The sequence below is a fragment of the Flavobacterium sp. P1_E4 genome (genome assembly GCF_056405915.1).
In genome coordinates this window covers 180,195-197,457 of the sequence record NZ_JBFUBE010000002.1, presented here as the reverse complement: position 1 = coordinate 197,457, position 17,263 = coordinate 180,195, and the positions used below count along the sequence as shown (strand labels likewise).

The 17,263-nt window shown below is 34.5% G+C and carries 15 protein-coding genes; 5 read left to right on the top strand and 10 right to left on the bottom strand.

The window, feature by feature from the left end:
• Positions 1-213: 213 nt before the first annotated feature.
• From pgi to uvrC, 8 genes are all read right to left on the bottom strand, one after another.
• Positions 214-1,857 carry a glucose-6-phosphate isomerase gene (pgi, locus tag AC1DY0_RS02660; RefSeq protein ID WP_477187132.1) on the bottom strand — a complete coding sequence of 548 codons (1,644 nt, stop codon included), beginning with the start codon at positions 1,855-1,857 and terminating at the stop codon, positions 214-216.
• 136 nt (positions 1,858-1,993) lie between these two features.
• Positions 1,994-3,211 (bottom strand): peptidoglycan DD-metalloendopeptidase family protein, encoded by a 1,218-nt coding sequence (locus AC1DY0_RS02655; RefSeq protein WP_477187131.1) that lies wholly within the window; start codon positions 3,209-3,211, stop codon positions 1,994-1,996.
• 17 nt (positions 3,212-3,228) lie between these two features.
• The gene (locus tag AC1DY0_RS02650) at positions 3,229-4,161 is read right to left on the bottom strand and encodes a tryptophan 2,3-dioxygenase family protein (RefSeq protein ID WP_477187130.1); all 933 of its coding nucleotides are present in this window, start codon (positions 4,159-4,161) and stop codon (positions 3,229-3,231) included.
• Positions 4,158-4,931, bottom strand: a complete 774-nt coding sequence (locus AC1DY0_RS02645) for a DUF3108 domain-containing protein (RefSeq protein ID WP_477187129.1) — start codon at positions 4,929-4,931, stop codon at positions 4,158-4,160. Before AC1DY0_RS02645 ends, AC1DY0_RS02650 begins: the two co-directional genes overlap by 4 nt.
• Before the next feature lie 381 nt (positions 4,932-5,312).
• Positions 5,313-6,473, bottom strand: coding sequence for a 4-hydroxyphenylpyruvate dioxygenase (hppD, locus tag AC1DY0_RS02640; RefSeq protein WP_477187128.1), 1,161 nt, complete (start codon positions 6,471-6,473; stop codon positions 5,313-5,315).
• A 226-nt stretch (positions 6,474-6,699) separates the two neighbouring features.
• Positions 6,700-7,857, bottom strand: a complete 1,158-nt coding sequence (locus AC1DY0_RS02635; RefSeq protein WP_173503037.1) for a homogentisate 1,2-dioxygenase — start codon at positions 7,855-7,857, stop codon at positions 6,700-6,702.
• Positions 7,858-8,100: 243 nt separating this feature from the next.
• Complete coding sequence (locus tag AC1DY0_RS02630; RefSeq protein ID WP_477187127.1) at positions 8,101-10,296, bottom strand: patatin-like phospholipase family protein; 2,196 nt, start codon at positions 10,294-10,296, stop codon at positions 8,101-8,103.
• A 10-nt stretch (positions 10,297-10,306) separates the two neighbouring features.
• A complete protein-coding gene (gene uvrC / locus AC1DY0_RS02625; RefSeq protein ID WP_477187126.1) occupies positions 10,307-12,100 on the bottom strand; it encodes an excinuclease ABC subunit UvrC in 1,794 nt (597 codons plus the stop codon).
• A 357-nt stretch (positions 12,101-12,457) separates the two neighbouring features.
• Here uvrC and AC1DY0_RS02620 point away from each other — a divergent pair, with 357 nt between their 5' ends.
• From AC1DY0_RS02620 to AC1DY0_RS02600, 5 genes are all read left to right on the top strand, one after another.
• A complete protein-coding gene (locus AC1DY0_RS02620; RefSeq protein ID WP_477187125.1) occupies positions 12,458-12,934 on the top strand; it encodes a hypothetical protein in 477 nt (158 codons plus the stop codon).
• A gap of 120 nt (positions 12,935-13,054) precedes the next feature.
• Positions 13,055-14,041, top strand: coding sequence for a succinylglutamate desuccinylase/aspartoacylase family protein (locus AC1DY0_RS02615; RefSeq protein WP_477187124.1), 987 nt, complete (start codon positions 13,055-13,057; stop codon positions 14,039-14,041).
• A gap of 44 nt (positions 14,042-14,085) precedes the next feature.
• Entirely contained in the window at positions 14,086-15,366 is a 1,281-nt protein-coding gene (locus tag AC1DY0_RS02610) for a pyridoxal-dependent decarboxylase (protein WP_477187123.1), read from the top strand.
• The gene (locus AC1DY0_RS02605) at positions 15,335-15,898 is read left to right on the top strand and encodes a 5-formyltetrahydrofolate cyclo-ligase (protein ID WP_477187122.1); all 564 of its coding nucleotides are present in this window, start codon (positions 15,335-15,337) and stop codon (positions 15,896-15,898) included. Before AC1DY0_RS02610 ends, AC1DY0_RS02605 begins: the two co-directional genes overlap by 32 nt.
• 44 nt (positions 15,899-15,942) lie before the next feature.
• A complete protein-coding gene (locus AC1DY0_RS02600) occupies positions 15,943-16,137 on the top strand; it encodes a hypothetical protein (RefSeq protein ID WP_477187121.1) in 195 nt (64 codons plus the stop codon).
• A gap of 57 nt (positions 16,138-16,194) precedes the next feature.
• Here AC1DY0_RS02600 and AC1DY0_RS02595 read toward each other — a convergent pair whose 3' ends face one another.
• Both AC1DY0_RS02595 and AC1DY0_RS02590 read right to left on the bottom strand, forming a co-directional pair.
• On the bottom strand, positions 16,195-16,797 hold the full coding sequence (locus AC1DY0_RS02595) for a lipoprotein signal peptidase (RefSeq protein ID WP_477187120.1): 603 nt from the start codon (positions 16,795-16,797) through the stop codon (positions 16,195-16,197).
• A gap of 85 nt (positions 16,798-16,882) precedes the next feature.
• Entirely contained in the window at positions 16,883-17,263 is a 381-nt protein-coding gene (locus AC1DY0_RS02590; RefSeq protein ID WP_477187119.1) for a TraR/DksA family transcriptional regulator, read from the bottom strand.

Below are 17,263 nucleotides of genomic sequence, written 5' to 3'. Positions count from 1 at the left end.
AACTTTTAGATACAGAAAAAGCATATTATAATTTTATCGTTAATCTTTTAACAAATTATCTATTTTTAATTGCAAAAAATAAATATTTCATACCTGTTTTTCAATCTCTAGCTATTTCTTTTTTGATCAGAACATACAAATTTTAATTTTCGCCCAATAAAAAAAGCTCTGATTATAAAAATCAGAGCCTTTTATTTATTACAGAAGCTATCTCTACTTATTGTCTAAAAAATGATTCAATAAAAATTTTGTAGAACTATCGTGATTATTAACTTGCTTGCTATGAATCTCCTCTAATATCGAATTGGCCAATTGTTTTCCGAGTTCAACTCCCCATTGATCAAAACTAAAGATATTCCAAATAATACCTTGTACAAAGATTTTATGCTCGTACATCGCAATTAGCGAACCTAATGATTTTGGTGTCAATTTTTGAATCAAAATTGTATTAGTCGGTTTATTTCCTGTAAACACTTTAAATGGCAAAAGAACACTTGCTTTCTCAGCACTCAATCCTTGTTTGTCAAACTCAGCCTGAACTTGTTCTTCTGATTTTCCATTCATCAAAGCTTCTGTTTGGGCAAAAAAGTTTGACATCAGTTTATCATGATGATCGTCATCTCCATATAAAGGTTTTACAAATCCAATAAAATCAGAAGGAATCAATTTCGTCCCTTGATGAATTAACTGAAAAAAGGCATGTTGCGCATTCGTTCCAGGCTCACCCCAAATAATAGTTCCAGTTTCGTAGTTTACCGGTTTCCCATTACGCCCTACACTCTTACCGTTACTTTCCATTGTTCCTTGTTGTAAATAAGGAGCCAATTTTTGTAAATATTGTGTATAAGGAATCAAGGCTTCACTCTCGGCACCAAAAAAATTATTGTACCAAACACTCAATAACGCAAGTGTTACAGGGATATTTTTATCAAAATCAGCTGTTTTGAAATGCTCGTCCATTTCATTGGCACCACTTAACAAATCGTTGAAATTATCGAAACCAACCGCCAGACTTATAGAAAGTCCTACTGCACTCCATAAAGAAAAACGTCCTCCAACCCAATCCCACATTGGAAATACATTGTCAGGATTGATTCCAAACTCAGTTACTTTTTGAATATTGGTTGAAACTGCCACAAAATGTTTGGCAACATCTTCTTGGTTGGCCGATTTTAAAAACCAAGCTTTAATCGTTTCAGAATTGGTTAAAGTCTCTTGGGTTGTAAATGTTTTAGAAACAATCACAAATAAGGTCGTTTCCGGATTCAGTTTTTTAATAATTTCATTTACATGATCTCCATCAACATTGGATGCAAAATGTACATTTAAATGATTTTTATAATATTGTAAAGCTTCAACTGCCATTACAGGACCTAAATCAGAACCACCAATACCTATATTAACAATATCTGTAAATGGTTTACCTGTATATCCAGTTCTTTGTCCTGAAATTACTTCGTTTGTAAATGATTTTACTTTATTTTTTACTGCATATACTTCTGGCATCACATTGATTCCATCCACATTAATTACAGCAGATTCTTTGGCACGCAAAGCAGTATGCAAAACAGCTCTATTTTCTGTTTGATTAATAATTGCTCCTCCAAAATAATCGGAAATAGCATTTTTCAAACCTGTTTCGTTTGCTAACTCAAGTAACAAATCAATTGTTTCCTGAGTAATTCTGTTTTTGGAGTAATCAACCAAAAAATCATTCCATTTCAAATGAAATTTTTCGGTTCTTGAAGAATCGGCTTGAAACATTGCTGTCATCGAAGCCTGTTGTATTTCATTATAGTGTGCCTGAAGTTTTTTCCAAGCAGAAGTTTCAGTTGGGTTTATTGTATTTAAAGCCATTTTAATTCTAGTTTTTTATAATTGTGCAAATTTACTGAAATAAGTTTGATTGGACTAAAATCAGTACATTATATAACAATTAAATGTCAAATAAAAGAATAAATCAACTTGGATTAAATAAGCTTAGAAATCATTTCTATAAATTAGAAACACTGTCCAATTCAAATTTCAATGGCTCGATTCTCTTTAAGAAACGTTCTTTGTTTTTTGGGTTCATCGGTTCACCGTTTGGCAATTTCAATCGCAATGCATCAACCTGAACCCCATTTTTCCAAAAACGATAGCATACGTGTGGACCAGTTGCTAATCCTGTACTTCCAACCAATCCAATAGTTTGCCCTTGATTAACATGTTGCCCACGTCTTACCAGTATTCGAGACATGTGCAGATATTGAGTAGAATAAACCTTGTTGTGTTTTACTTTCACAAAGTTACCATTCCCGGCCGTATAACCTGTTTGTTCCACGATTCCGGCAGCGGTTGTAGAAATCGGTGTTCCATATGGCGCCGCATAATCGGTTCCTTTGTGGGCTTTCCATATTTGCTGTACGGGATGAAAACGATTAGAACTAAAATGAGAGGTAATACGACTAAATTTGATTGGTGTCTTAAGGAAAAAATTCTTCAGCGTTTTTCCATCTTCATCATAATAGTCAACTTTACCCGAACCTAGATTTTGTTCAAACGGGAAAGCATAAATAATCTTCCCTTTATATTCAAAAAAAGCGGCTTCAAGACTGTCAACTCCATCATAAATTGAATCATTAATATATCTTTCCGTAAAAGTTAGTCCAAAGCGATCTCCCTTTTTAACTTTAAAGAAATCAATAGACCAAGCAAAAATCTTTGAAATCCTTGTTGCCAACGCTCCTTCAACGTTCGCAGATTCTAAAGTTTCAGAAAGTGAACCTTTTAACACTCCACCAATAGTTCGGCGTTTTAATGTTAAAGGTTTCGTTTTTTTGTAGGCTTTTGCTATTGAATCCCGCAAATCCACTACATAATAATTTAAAGCATCAGGTTGATATATAAAAACATCTAGTGTATTGGTCTTATTTTTAGAACGAAGCAGTGTATAGTGTTTGTTAATTCTAATTGTACGTACATCAAAAGTATCTTTTACTTGAGCTACGATATCAAATACTTTTTTGTCTCCAATGTTTTGATTTTGTAAAATACTCCCAAAAGTATCTCCTGACTTTACAGAATCCTGAACAACATTAAAATCAGAAAATTTAAAACCAAAGTCACTTTTTTTGGACTTTGGAATCACTTGATTTTCCACAACATCCTCACTCCTATTACAGGATATCAAGGAAAACAGCACTACTAAAATTACAATTACCTGCTTCAAGTTATCTCTTTTTACTTTTAGTTTTCTACTCCCCAATTAGCCAATTCCTCTACACTCCATAATTCCGGGAAGAAAATTCTTCTTTGGTACCTTGGATGCATGTATTTTTTCCAATCACTTCCACCAGTTGCCTCACCATCACCTTTACCGTTATCAATATATTTTCTGGCGGCATTTAGATGTCCCATTACCCAAGTAATATTTACCGTGTGATCATAATGACGCATAGCCTTAACCAATTCCGGATTTTCACGATCGGATTCTGGTAATTGTTTAAATTTCTGCCAAAGATTTATAGTATTGTATTCCTGCATTTGTGTCAAAAATGCCCCTTTGTATTTGCGTTCAAACTCTAATAACAAATAAGACTTCTCACCTGTTTGATGATCTTTACCCGCTGCTTGCCAATACATATGATCCAAAGCATGTTCGTAAGGAGTATCTCTATCTATCGTAGCTCTAAAACGGTAATCAATAAGATTGATTAAATCAGTTGAAGCTATTTCAATCATTCTATATTGTGCGCTTTGAAAACCACTGGCTGGAGTTAACGTATTTCTAAATTTCATATACTGTTCAACCTCCATACCGTCTCCCATAATATCAAAAGAAGTGGTAAGCATGTCAAAGTAACGACTAATTCTCATTAATCGCTCTGTAAAAAAATCAGTTGTCAGTTTTTCAGAATAGGAAATTTGATGCATTTCCCACAATATCATTTTAAAAAGTAATTCATTGACTTGATGATACATGATAAAAACCATTTCATCTGGAAGCGTTGTTCTTTGAATTTGTAAATTCAACAAAGCATCAGTTTGAATATAATCCCAATAAGTTATCGGTTTTGACCAAAGCAATCCTTCAAGATGTGTCTCCGTTTTTTGGTTTATTTTTTGAAATTTTTGATCAATTTCATCCAAAATTGATGCAGTGGTATCATTTATTGTCATTTTGATTTTAATTTAAACGGATTATTCAATCCTTTGTATTCTTCCAAATCGGCTTTGAGAGACCCTACCAAAAGACTCGCTTTTATTCTAAGCGGAATCTTATTGTAGTCGTCTGAAATCCAAATCGTTAAACTTTCCTCTTCCTTAAATATCCGTCCAGACTGCACTAAAGGTCTAAAAATCATCGCAGAAACAATGCCAAATTTAGTTTTAATATCTTCTCTACCTATAAATTTTAACTTAAATTTTGTAGTCTCATTGTCGAAAAACATATCAATAATTACCGAATCACCTGTTTTTATTTTATTGATATTCGGGTAATTTCGTAGATAATAAAATGACGACAATATGTCTTGTGTGTTTTTGGAAAAGTCAAATGTTTTTTCGGTTTTGTGTTTATAGTCTTTCACCAAGACTTTATTATTTTTTTGATTAAAGAATCCTTCTTGATTCTTAGTATATCCACCTTCGTCAATTTTTCTAACAAAGCGGTAAGGATTTCTAGTATCCTTGTCAATGTAGCTTTCGTAAACATCTTCAACATCAAAAAAAAATTTGGTCATACCAGTAGAAAAACCTTTTCCTATAACATGGTAAACTGGCTGGCCACTTAATGTTTCATCTTTGACTTCGATTGTAGCATAACCAGCATTTAAGAGCCCGTAATGCACTCTGAATTTTAGATATTCACCTCCTGAAAAGGCTTCATCTTTCTGAGTATCGAAACCCAAAGTGATAACCACTAACAAGAAAATCAAAAATTTTTTCATGGATTCGATTTATTTGCACCAAAAAATTCGTCTTATAAAACCGTCTCTTGCTCATTCGGCCGAGTTCGAAAATCAAGTGTTCATTTGGTTGCGTACGTATATGACAAAAAACGTGCCATAATAATATTACCAAATGTATTAAAACAAAAAAACTCAGTCAAATTAATGACTGAGTTTTTATGCTATTAACTAACCAAAAAACTATAAATTATGAAAATTTATATGAAACTAAGAAGGAAACCACCCCTTCCTGATTTGCGAGTGCAAAGGTATGCTATCAATCGACGTTTTTTTAGCAAAAAGTCAAGTTTAACACAACATTTGCAATTTTAAGGGTATGTTAACTATTATTTTTTTTGATAATGCAAAAAAAATGAATTTTTACAGAGTTCCTCGCAATTGCTGTTCGCGTTCAATGGACTCAAAAAGTGCCTTAAAGTTCCCTGCGCCAAATCCTTTTGCTCCCATTCTTTGAATAATTTCAAAAAACAAAGTTGGACGGTCTTGAACAGGCTTGGTGAAAATTTGCAACAAATAGCCATCTTCATCGGCATCTACCATAATGGCCAATTTTTCTATTTCAACCAAATCTTCTTTCATCATATCCATGTGTACTCCCAACCTTTCTGGAATCGCTTCGTAATAGGTATGTGGGGGTGCCGATAAAAATTCTACACCTCTTGCTTTTAATTGCGAAACTGTTTTTATGATATCATCGGTGGCGATGGCGATGTGCTGAATTCCAGGCCCACCGTAGAAATCTAAATATTCTTCGATTTGTGATTTTTTCTTTCCTTCGGCTGGTTCATTGATTGGAAATTTGATTCTTCCGTTTCCATTTGACATTACTTTACTCATCAAAGCCGAATATTCGGTATTGATTTGTTTGTCATCAAAAGAAAGGAAATTTACAAATCCCATTACATCTTCATAGAATTTTACCCAAGTATTCATTTCGTTCCAACCCACATTTCCAACCATATGATCAATGTATTTCAAACCAGTTGGTTCTGGATTGTAATCGGATTTCCATTCTTTATAGCCTGGCAAGAAAATACCGTTGTAATTTTTTCTTTCGACAAAAATATGAACCGTTTCACCATAAGTATAGATACCTGAACGCACAACTTCTCCAAACTCATCTTTCTCAACTGTTGGCTCCATAAAAGAACGAGCACCACGCTTTATAGTTTCTTCATAGGCGCTTCTTGCATCTTCTACCCAAAGAGCAGCAACTTTTACTCCGTCACCATGTTTTTTCAAATGGTCGTGAAGGGGAGAATCCTGCGTTAATGGAGTGGTTAAAACAATTCGGATTTTGTCTTGTTTTAAAACATAAGAAGCTCTGTCTTTCACTCCTGTTTCCAATCCGGCATACGCCAATGATTGATAACCAAAAGCAGTTTTATAATAATGTGCCGATTGTTTTGCGTTGCCTACGTAAAATTCTACATAATCTGTACCTAAAAGCGGAAGAAAATCTTGCGCTCCTTCGAATATTTTCTCTAATCCGTATTCTACTGATTTTACTTCTTTTGCCATGATGTTTATTTGTTTAATCGGTTAATCGTTAAATTGATGTGCCGAAATGTTGTTTATTGTTCTAAGGCCCTAGCCCTGATAACAGTGGAAATCCTCCCGATTTTTTTTCGGGAGATTGCAACGGATAGCAGGAAATAGCTCCTAATTATTTTTTAAATGTGATTATTTTAAACTGATGTCCTAAACGTGATATACTTAGTGAGATTACTTCGTTCCTCGTAATGACTTACTCTACCCAAGATTTGTAGTACTGTCCATCGTCTATTCCCATGGCTTCCTCAGTTACCATAAGTGGACGGAAAGTATCGACCATTACGGCCAATTCTTGCGTTTCCTTATGCCCTATACTGCGTTCCATAGCACCTGGAGCGGGTCCGTGTGGAATTCCTTTTGGGTGTAATGTGATATGTCCTTGCTCGATATTGTTACGGCTCATGAAATCGCCATCTACATAATATAACACCTCGTCACTATCAATATTGCTGTGATTGTATGGTGCCGGAATCGATTTCGGGTGGTAATCATAAAGTCTTGGCACGAAAGAACAAACTACAAAAGTGCCTGTCTCGAATGTTTGATGCACTGGTGGCGGTTGATGTACACGACCCGTTATAGGTTCAAAATTGTGAATCGAAAACCCATACGGAAAGTTGTAACCGTCCCAACCCACAACGTCAAAAGGATGTGTTGCATAAACTACTTCATGCATCATTCCTTCTTTTTTCATTTTGATGACAAAATCTCCTTTTTCATCATGTGATTCTAATTCGTTTGGCAAAATAAAATCACGCTCACAAAATGGAGAATGTTCCAAATGTTGTCCTGATTCGTTTTTATAACGTTTTGGTGTATAAAACGGAGAATAGGATTCTACGTAAAACAAACGATTGTCTTCGGTTTCAAATTCAATTTGATAAATAATTCCGCGTGGAATAATCAAATAATCCCCATACTCAAAAGGGATATTCCCAAGCATGGTTCGAAGTTTTCCTTTGCCTTTGTGAATGAAAATCATTTCATCGGCATCGGCATTTTTATAGAAATAAGAAGTCAATGATTTTCTCGGTGCTGCCAATCCTATGATACAATCTTTATTGACCAACATGGCTTTTCGGCTGTCCAAGAAATCATCTTCGGGTTTCAATTCGAAACCTTTCAACAATAATGATTTTATGTTTTTCCCAATTGCAATTTTGGGTTCAACCGAATACGATTTTAGTATTTCTTTGACCTGAGTCGGTCGATGAATATGGTAGGACAAAGAAGAATGTCCATGAAATCCCTCTGTACCAAATAGTTGTTCGTAATACAAACCTCCATTTGGTTTTTCAAACTGGGTGTGTCTTTTAGGTGGAATATTTCCTAGTTTATGATATATTGGCATAACAATTTAAATTAGATAATAAACAATTCGTAAAAATCGTAGCGTCAAATAGTTTTCTTTTTTAAACAAAACTTTGATATACACAATCAAGTATTCAATTCTTTGACAATACTAATAGGGCTAGATGCTCCTATAAAATCACTCTGGATTTCTTTTGATTAGGAATTGAAGATACTCTAATAAACCTGTCCAATTTGTTTTCATAATTACAAATATCGTAATTTTTATTTAAAAAAATACAAATTAAAATATAAATCCAACAGTAAACCAAAGGTAGGAATTTGAGGTTTCCGGAGACCAGGAATACTTGACTTCGACTGGACCAATAACAGTTTCCAATCCATAACCCAAAGCATATCCTGAGTATTTTGGCAATGAAATCCAATCTAAGGAATCATAAAGATTGTCATCTAAATTGGCATAATTGGCCGAAAAGTTGAGATGATTCTTTTTGAAGATTTCATAATCAAGAGTAATTGTGCTTTCCAAATAACTATTGCCTGCAATACTTAAATAATCATAACCATAAAAATACTTGAAATTATTTGTGTTGTTAAATCCATAACCTCCCAAAATAAAATCAAAATAAGGCAAACTTTTACTTCCGATTGAGGTTCCTGCTTCGGCCTGAAGTTTTATTGTCGTATTCTTAAAAATTGTTCTTGCAATACCCGCTTCGGCACTTACAATAGAAAAAGGTTCGAAATTTGCTGTGCTTTCAGAAGAAAACATATAAAACTGAGGGTTTCCAGAAAAATACCATCCCTTTTTAGGAAAATATTTATTGTCGTAAGAATCGTATTTTATATACCCAAAGAGACTAAAATAATTGCTTTTGGTAATCGTTGGCTCTAATTCAAGCGTTTCTGAAGTAATGTCAAGATATTCAAATTCGGCTCCAACTCCAATAAGGAATTTTTGGGCAAATACTGATTGAATATATACCTGATTAGACAAATCAAGATAATCAATATTTATAGAATTCGTTCCGTCGCTATTATAGGTTATCACACTCACCGGAATGTTTTTATTAAATCGGTTCAATTGGGATTTGAAACCATAACTCAATTGGTATCCATTATCAATATAGTAGTCAAAATAATACCTTACGTTATCTCCCAAAACCAAATCGGCAGATAAAAAGTCATTTTTAAAAAACGTCTTTTTATTGGTCACATTGGCCAAAATTGCGCTTTTATACAAACCATCGTAATGTAATCCAAACTTCAAATTTGTTTTTACAGGGCTTTCTGTTAAGGTCAGAATCAAATCATCATGCTCTCCATTTTTTTCAAAATAGTAACTCACTGCACTAAAGTTTTGAGTGGCATTAAGATTGTTAATCCCCGTTTCCAAGTTTCTAAAACTTATTTTTGCTCCTGGCTTAAAGTTTAATTTACCAATAATATAATCTCTGGAATAATTTTGCAGTTCATTTGTTTTAATATCCACAATGGTCAGACTATCAGTCTCTACTTTTAATTTTGGTTTGTGGTAAGGATTTGCTTTATCTACTAAAAGCTCAATTTTTTCATAAACTGCAAAAGTAGCATCTTCACCTTTTTTAATAATTTCTGCAGCTTTGTCAAAGGTTACCACTCCATAATTTTTTACATCAGGTTTGATATAAACTTCCGTTAGATTTGCATTTGTTTTCATTCTTTCTATCATCTGTAAATTGGTGATTTGAAAGAAAATCTTTGAAGCGCTTCTTAATTCGTCTTTATTGAGTAACCCTGATTGCACATCTACTCCTATTATTATATCGGCACCCATTTTTCGAACTTCTTCAATTGGGTAATTATTAATTACGCCTCCATCAACAATAAGATTATTATCAATTACAACTGGCGCAAATATGGAAGGCAAAGAAGAACTTCCTGTTATTGCCTGAGCCAGAACACCTTTATCAAAAACCACTTGTTCCCCAAGTGCAATATTTGTTCCTACACACAAAAAAGGAATTGGTAGTTCATTAAAATCACGAACATGTCGTACTGGCAATGTCAATCGGCTTAACAAGTTGAAATTATACATCCCTTTTGACAATGCCTCGGGAGCACCAATACTTAGTTTATTAAACGGAAGTGTCAAAGCATACAATTCATCATTTCGCTTTTCATAAAAATTCTTAGAAGATCGAGGGATATAATCATTCAGTACATTACTGAAATTGGTTACATCAATAATAGAATCGATTTGTTTGGCATTATACCCCATCGCATAAAGTCCTCCTATAACGGCTCCCATACTGGTTCCACCTATGTAATCTATCTTTATTCCGGCATCTTCTAGTACATTTAAAACACCGATATGAGCGAACCCTTTGGCTCCGCCTCCGCTCAACACCAAGCCAATTTTAGGCCTTTTGGGTGTGTCTTGGGAAAATGAATTCAAACAAGTAAAAAACAAAAGAATAAAAATCAGTATTCTATACATAAAGGGCAAATTACTTTGTTTTGTAAAAGTCGGTAATTTTTTTGGCTTTTGATATACCTATAACGTCAGAAATTTCTTTTTCGGTTGCCAATTTCAATCTTTTAACACTTTTAAAATGCTGAATTAATGTCAACATCGTTTTTTCGCCAATTCCGGGAATGCTCTCAATCGAAGAGTTCAACGCAGCTTTACTTCTTTTATCACGGTGAAACGTAATTCCAAAACGGTGTGCTTCATTACGTAATTGCTGAATGACTTTCAAAGTTTCCGATTTTTTATCCAAATATAAAGGGATTGAATCTCCAGGATAAAACAACTCTTCCAATCTTTTGGCAATTCCTATAATGGCAATTTTACCACGTAACCCCAAAGCATCAATACTTTTTAATGCCGATGACAACTGCCCTTTTCCTCCATCAATAATAATCAAATTAGGCAAAGGTTCGTTCTCATCCAATAACCTTTTGTAACGGCGATAGACTATTTCTTCCATCGAAGCAAAATCGTCTGGACCAATTACTGTTTTGACATTAAAATGCCTGTAATCCTTCTTGCTTGCTTTTCCGTCTTTAAATACTACACAAGCAGCAACTGGGTTTGTTCCCTGTATATTTGAATTATCAAAACATTCAATATGTCTTGGTTCTACCGGCAATCGCAAATCACTTTTCATTTGAGCCATGATTCTATTGGTATGGCGATCTGGGTCTACTATCTGCAATTGTTTTAACTGCTCGATTCTATAAAACTTGGCATTACGAATCGACAAGTCCAATATTTGCTTTTTGTCGCCCAGTTGCGGTACCGTAATTTTTATCGTTGGTCCCAAATCCACTTCAAAAGGGACAATCACTTCTTTGGACAGTAATTGGAACCGCTCACGTAATTCTATAATGGCCAATTCCAACAATTCTTCATCTGATTCTTCCAGTTTCTTTTTGATTTCCATTGTATGGGATCGAATAATTGATCCGTGAGAAATTTGCAGGAAATTGATAAAAGCGGCGCTTTCGTCAGAAACAATTGAGAAGACATCTATATTAGTAATCTTTGGGTTTACAATCGTAGAACGCGATTGGTAATTCTCCAATACTTCTATCTTTTCTTTTATTTTTTGTGCCTCTTCAAAATGCATGTCTTGCGCCAAAGTGGTCATGAGGCGCTTGAAATCTTTCATGCTTTCCTTGAAATTCCCTTTTAGGATTTCCCGAATGGCATCAACTTGTTTTTGATAATGTTCCAATGTTTCAAACCCTTCACATGGCCCTTTGCAATTGCCGATGTGATATTCCAAACACACTTTGAATTTTCCGCTATCGATATTGCTTTTACTCAAATCGTAGTTGCAGGTTCGTAGTGGGTATAGTTCTTTTATTAGGTCCAAAATTGTATGAACCGTCTTGAAATTGGTATAAGGACCAAAATATTCCGATCCATCTTTTACCATTCTACGAGTTGCAAAAATTCGGGAAAAAGGTTCTTTCTTGATGCACAACCAAGGGTAACTTTTATCATCCCGCAACAATACATTATATCTGGGTTGCAGCGTTTTTATCAGATTGTTTTCCAGCAAAAGGGCATCTGTTTCTGTGGGAACAACGATGTGCTTGATGGTTACAATTTTCTTAACCAGCACATTGGTCTTGGCTGCATCGTGAATTTTATTGAAATACGAAGTGACTCTTTTCTTAAGATTCTTGGCTTTGCCCACATACAAAATCTTCCCTTCCTTATCGTAATATTGATATACACCAGGACCATCCGGTAGAGTTTGTATTTGTAAGGCTAAATTAGGGTTGGTCATTGGGATTTAAGAATGCAGATTATCTATTCGCAAATTAACTTTCAGTATACAAATATACTCATTAATCTTTTTTTGTTAAAGCTAGATCCATTAATTCCCATCATCCTAAACATTCTGATTATAGTTTCAGATAGTTTATTCGTGCATATAACGTCATTTTTTAAACTCAATCATTAAAAAATTAATTAAAATTATTAAAATTTTATAAAATATATTTAAAATTTTAATACAGATTTTTAAAATTTAACTGATATAGTTCTATTTTTTAATATTTATAAATAAAATTTTATTTACTACACTTAATTTTTTAAACATATTTTTTATATTTTTATATAAAATACTTAAAACGAACACAATATGCCAATAGAGAATTTAGGTAAAATCCATTTTTCGAAACAGCAAATTCAGGATATAAACCAAGCCCTGACTGCGCTGACGGACAGCTTGGCAGGAATGTCGGTGAACTTGACCGCTGCCGAACACCAGAAATATGGCAGAGTGAAAGAGAAAAACAAATTGCTTATTGACAAAGTAAAAAACTATCATGATAACCAGCCTCGACTGCAGTCGCCGGAAGTAGACTGGAAGGAATTTGATCTTGATTATGAAAATAGGTTACAGACTTCGCAAATGTTATTGAAAATTAAGGCTATCGAAAACCAACTCATTAACATAAAAATCCTGGGCGACTATGACAATTATACCGATGCGCTGCGGGATTATCAATATGCCAAATACAAAAACCGATTTGCGAATGAAAGTGGCTATTCAAAAAAAATTGAGGATATGGTTGTCTTTTTCCCTAGAACGGGTATAACCAAAAAGGAGGTCTAAAATGAATTATTTGCAATAGCGAATAGCCATTTTTGTTGTTTTCATAAAGATTTTCATTTGGATCTACAACTTCTGATCCCACCCAATAATAATTTTTATATTTAAACTTTATTTTACAGTATGAAAGACTCAAGACCATTAGTGATTTTTGGCGAAAGCGTTTTGCCTGGAGAAAGTAAAACTATTCAACTGGAAATTGCCAGATTGCACAGCACGACCAAACTGACTATCCCTATTATCGTAAAACGTTCCAAAATTGAAGGGCCTGTTGTCCTCTTTTCGGGAGGAATTCATGGCGATGAATTTAATGGTATCGAAATCGTTAGGCAACTCATCACCAAAAAAATAAACAAACCAAAAAAAGGTACCATCATTTGCATTCCCATCATAAACATCTATGGGTTTATCAATAGATCAAGGGATTTTCCAGATGGAAGAGATTTGAATAGAGTATTTCCAGGAAGCAAAAAAGGGTCATTGGCCAGTCGATTTGCTTATCATATCATAACTGACATTATGCCTCTAGTGGATTATGCAGTTGATTTTCACGCTGGAGGTGCTAGCCGATTTAATGCTCCACAAATTAGGCTTACGCCAAATAACCCCAGTGTAAAAATATTGGCCGATGCATTTAATGCCCCCTTTACTTTATTTTCCAAAAACATTGCTGGCTCTTTTAGAAGTTCAAGTGAAAAAATAAATGTGAAAATGTTGCTTTTTGAAGGTGGAAAATCCTTGGATATTAATCATGATGTAGCCCAAGAGGGCGTTAATGGTGTCAAGCGTCTTTTGAAACATTTGGATATGTTGGATCCAAAACAATTTGTTCCAACTCAAAAAAAACAAACCATTTACATCGAAAAATCGGGTTGGCTGCGGGCCAAATGTTCCGGCTTATTGATAGACCATAATCTGGTTGGTCAGTTTGTAAAAAAAGGGGCTGTCCTTGGAATGATAACCGATCCTTTTGGAAAATTTGAACGTAAGATTAAAGCCCCAAATGATGGCTATGTCCTCAATGCTAATCATTCTCCCATTGTATATCAAGGAGATGCCATTTACCATCTTTCAAATACAGGAGAAGACGAACAGGAAGAAGAAGACTAAAACCTAACAATTATCATATTTTCAATACTTCAACATTCTTATTTTTGAGTAAAAATAAGATTATGCTGTATTGGAAAAAATTATCCCAGAAAGAAAGACAAACCCGTATCGAAAAAGCTTTACAGGAAAATGTCAATTTTAGCCTTGACACTTCTCTAGGCTATCCAGCATCAAAACTGGACAGTAAAGTATATTATGAGGAAGCCTCTTTCTTGACCGATGCTCCCACTTTAAAAACTTATGTGGCCAATCCCAACCACATTGGATGTCATACGCTGGGCACTTCAGAGAAAGCATTTAAGGGAACCCAAGAAATGGAACGCGAAGTTTTAGATGTACTGGCAGTCGATCTTTTCAAAGCACAACCCAAATCTTATGACGGCTATATTTCTCCTGGCGGAACCGAAGCCAATATTCAGGCCATTTGGATGTATCGCAATTATTTTAGCTATAAACTTGGTGCCAATCCATATGAAATTGCCATTTTAGCTTCCGAAGACACACATTACTCCATCCCAAAAGCTGCAAACATTCTGATGCTCGATTGGCTGAAAGTGCCTGTTGATTTTCATACCCGAGAAATAGATACTTTCCAATTGGAAAACATCATCCTTAAAGCCAAGAAAAAAGGAAAAAAATATTTTATAGTAATCTCCAATATGGGAACTACCATGTTCGGGGCTATTGACAATCCCAATGACTATGTCCAGGTTTTAGAAAAACATCATTTGATTTATAAAATACATATTGATGGTGCCTATGGTGGTTTCATATATCCATTCAGCAACAAAGAATCGGAACTTAATTTTGAAAATCCAAAAATCAGTTCCATAACCATTGATGCACACAAAATGCTACAAGCTCCTTATGGAACCGGTATTTTTCTATGCAGAAAAGGTTTAATCGAAAATGTTCTAACCAAAGAAGCAGAATATATAGAAGGAATGGATTTGACCCTTTGTGGCAGTAGATCGGGTTCCAATGCTGTGGCGGTTTGGATGATTTTATTTACCTATGGCCCTTTTGGTTGGTGCGAAAAAGTACGTGTTTTGCAAATGAGAACGCAGTGGCTTTGCGACCAACTGGACAAATTGAAAGTAGCTTATTTTAGGGATCCATTTATGAATATTGTTACCATACAGGCCCAATACATTGAAGAGGCATTGGTCAAAAAATTTGATTTGGTACCCCAAAAACACAATGGTGATAATTCGTGGTATAAAATTGTGATTATGGATCATGTAGAAGTAGATCATTTGAGTACTTTTATAACCGATCTAAAAGAATCACTTTATGTTGAAAAAGGAATTAAGACAGAAGTATAAAGAATTAAGACAAAATCTTAGTACTACTGAAATTGAGAATTTAAGCCTTGTTATAGCCAATGAAATCCTGAAACTTCCTATTTGGGACAAAACCTATTTCCATGTTTTTTTGCCCATTGAAGAGCAAAAGGAAGTCAATACAGAATTTATACTGCACCTCCTCTCTGGAAAAGACAAAGAAATTGTGATTTCCAAAAGTGATTTTGCAACTCGAGAAATGACCCATTTTCTTTTGACCGACAATACACGAATACAAAAAAACGAATACAATATCCCAGAACCCGTTGACGGCCTTGAAGTTCCCGACACAAAAATTGACGTGGTTTTTGTTCCACTTTTGGCTTTTGACAAAAAAGGAAACCGCGTGGGTTATGGCAAAGGATTTTATGATAAATTCTTGTCCCAATGCAAACCTGAAACCATTAAAATTGGCCTGTCTTTCTTTGGACCCGAAGAGGTGATTGAGGATGTTTTTGAGACTGACATATTATTGGATTATTGTGTTTGCCCAAATGGAATTTATGAATTTTAGTTTAGAAGTAGTACTTTTGCATTTATATAACCTACTAATAAATTATGAAAATGTTTAAAATCCCCAGATTTACAACCCAAATTCTGATTATGCTTTTTGCTATTACATTGACTAACTGCAGTGTTAAAGTTGGACCAAATCATAGTCATGCCAAAACGAAACAGGTTCCTCCTGGACAAGCCAAAAAGATGACAGGAGAAAAAAGTGCCAAAAATCACGCTCCTGGCCATAATAAATAAAAAAAAGAGGCTGCCCGAAAGGTCAGCCTCTTTTTTTTTATTCAAAAAAGCAAAATATTAATGTTTATGAAAAGCTTTTTTGTTGAATACTATCAAAATTCCAACACCTGTTGAAATGGCCACATCGGCAACATTGAAAATGGCGTTAAAAAAAGTAAAATTGCGTCCACCAAAATAAGGAATCCACTCCGGCATTGGATAATCTTTTATAAAAGGAAAATAAAACATATCGACCACTTGTCCGTTTAGCCAAGTTCCATAAGGGTTGTCAGTAAATATTGTAGCCAATTGTTGGTGGCTGTCGTCAAAAATGACTCCGTAAAAAACAGAATCAATAATGTTTCCAAAAGCTCCGGCCAATATCAAAGCGATTGCAACTATCAGATAGTTAGAACTTTTTTTTCTTTCAACTGAATCCCACAACCAATAACCAATCCCAGTTACGGCAAAAAGTCTAAAAATTGTTAGGATTAATTTCCCATAGGCTCCAGGAATCTTCGTTCCCCAGGCCATTCCTTCATTTTCAATAAAATGAATCTGAAACCAATTGAATACATGAACCTCTTCTCCTAAAATAAAATTTGTTTTTACATATATTTTAGAAACTTGATCCACTAACAATATAAGAACAATAAGAAAGTACGCTTTGAATAATGACATTTTTGAATTTTTAAAGGCGTAAAAGTAATGAATTAACCAAAAAAAACGCTCCTAAAGGAGCGTTAATTATTGAATGATAAGACATTTATCTTTGCAAAWTTTTTGCCTCGATGCTCATTGTTGCATGAGGAACGATTTTTAGTCTTTCTTTTCCGATTAATTTTCCTGTGATTCTACAAACACCGTATGTTTTGTTTTCTACACGGAATAGTGCATTCTTTAAATCTCGTATAAACTTTTCTTGTCGAATTGCAAGTTGTGAGTTCGCTTCTTTAGACATGATTTCGCTACCTTCTTCAAATGCTTTAAACGTTGGAGATGTATCATCTGTACCATTGTTAAGGTCATTCATGTAGGCGCTTTTAATCAAATCTAAATCGGCTTGAGCCTTTACGATTTTAATCTGAATGATTTCCTTAAACTCTGCTAAATCAGCGTCAGAGTATCTTGCAACTTCATCTACCAT

What these genes read in the sequence shown, in the direction of transcription:
- AC1DY0_RS02605 (WP_477187122.1), top strand. Translation starts at nt 15,335, where the DNA reads ATGTTGAAAAAGGAATTAAGACAGAAGTATAAAGAATTAAGACAAAAT.
- AC1DY0_RS02630 (WP_477187127.1), bottom strand. Translation starts at nt 10,296, where the DNA reads ATGTATAGAATACTGATTTTTATTCTTTTGTTTTTTACTTGTTTGAAT.
- AC1DY0_RS02650 (WP_477187130.1), bottom strand. Translation starts at nt 4,161, where the DNA reads ATGACAATAAATGATACCACTGCATCAATTTTGGATGAAATTGATCAA.
- AC1DY0_RS02595 (WP_477187120.1), bottom strand. Translation starts at nt 16,797, where the DNA reads ATGTCATTATTCAAAGCGTACTTTCTTATTGTTCTTATATTGTTAGTG.
- pgi (WP_477187132.1), bottom strand. Translation starts at nt 1,857, where the DNA reads ATGGCTTTAAATACAATAAACCCAACTGAAACTTCTGCTTGGAAAAAA.
- AC1DY0_RS02615 (WP_477187124.1), top strand. Translation starts at nt 13,055, where the DNA reads ATGAAAGACTCAAGACCATTAGTGATTTTTGGCGAAAGCGTTTTGCCT.
- uvrC (WP_477187126.1), bottom strand. Translation starts at nt 12,100, where the DNA reads ATGACCAACCCTAATTTAGCCTTACAAATACAAACTCTACCGGATGGT.
- hppD (WP_477187128.1), bottom strand. Translation starts at nt 6,473, where the DNA reads ATGGCAAAAGAAGTAAAATCAGTAGAATACGGATTAGAGAAAATATTC.
- AC1DY0_RS02620 (WP_477187125.1), top strand. Translation starts at nt 12,458, where the DNA reads ATGCCAATAGAGAATTTAGGTAAAATCCATTTTTCGAAACAGCAAATT.
- AC1DY0_RS02600 (WP_477187121.1), top strand. Translation starts at nt 15,943, where the DNA reads ATGAAAATGTTTAAAATCCCCAGATTTACAACCCAAATTCTGATTATG.
- AC1DY0_RS02645 (WP_477187129.1), bottom strand. Translation starts at nt 4,931, where the DNA reads ATGAAAAAATTTTTGATTTTCTTGTTAGTGGTTATCACTTTGGGTTTC.
- AC1DY0_RS02635 (WP_173503037.1), bottom strand. Translation starts at nt 7,857, where the DNA reads ATGCCAATATATCATAAACTAGGAAATATTCCACCTAAAAGACACACC.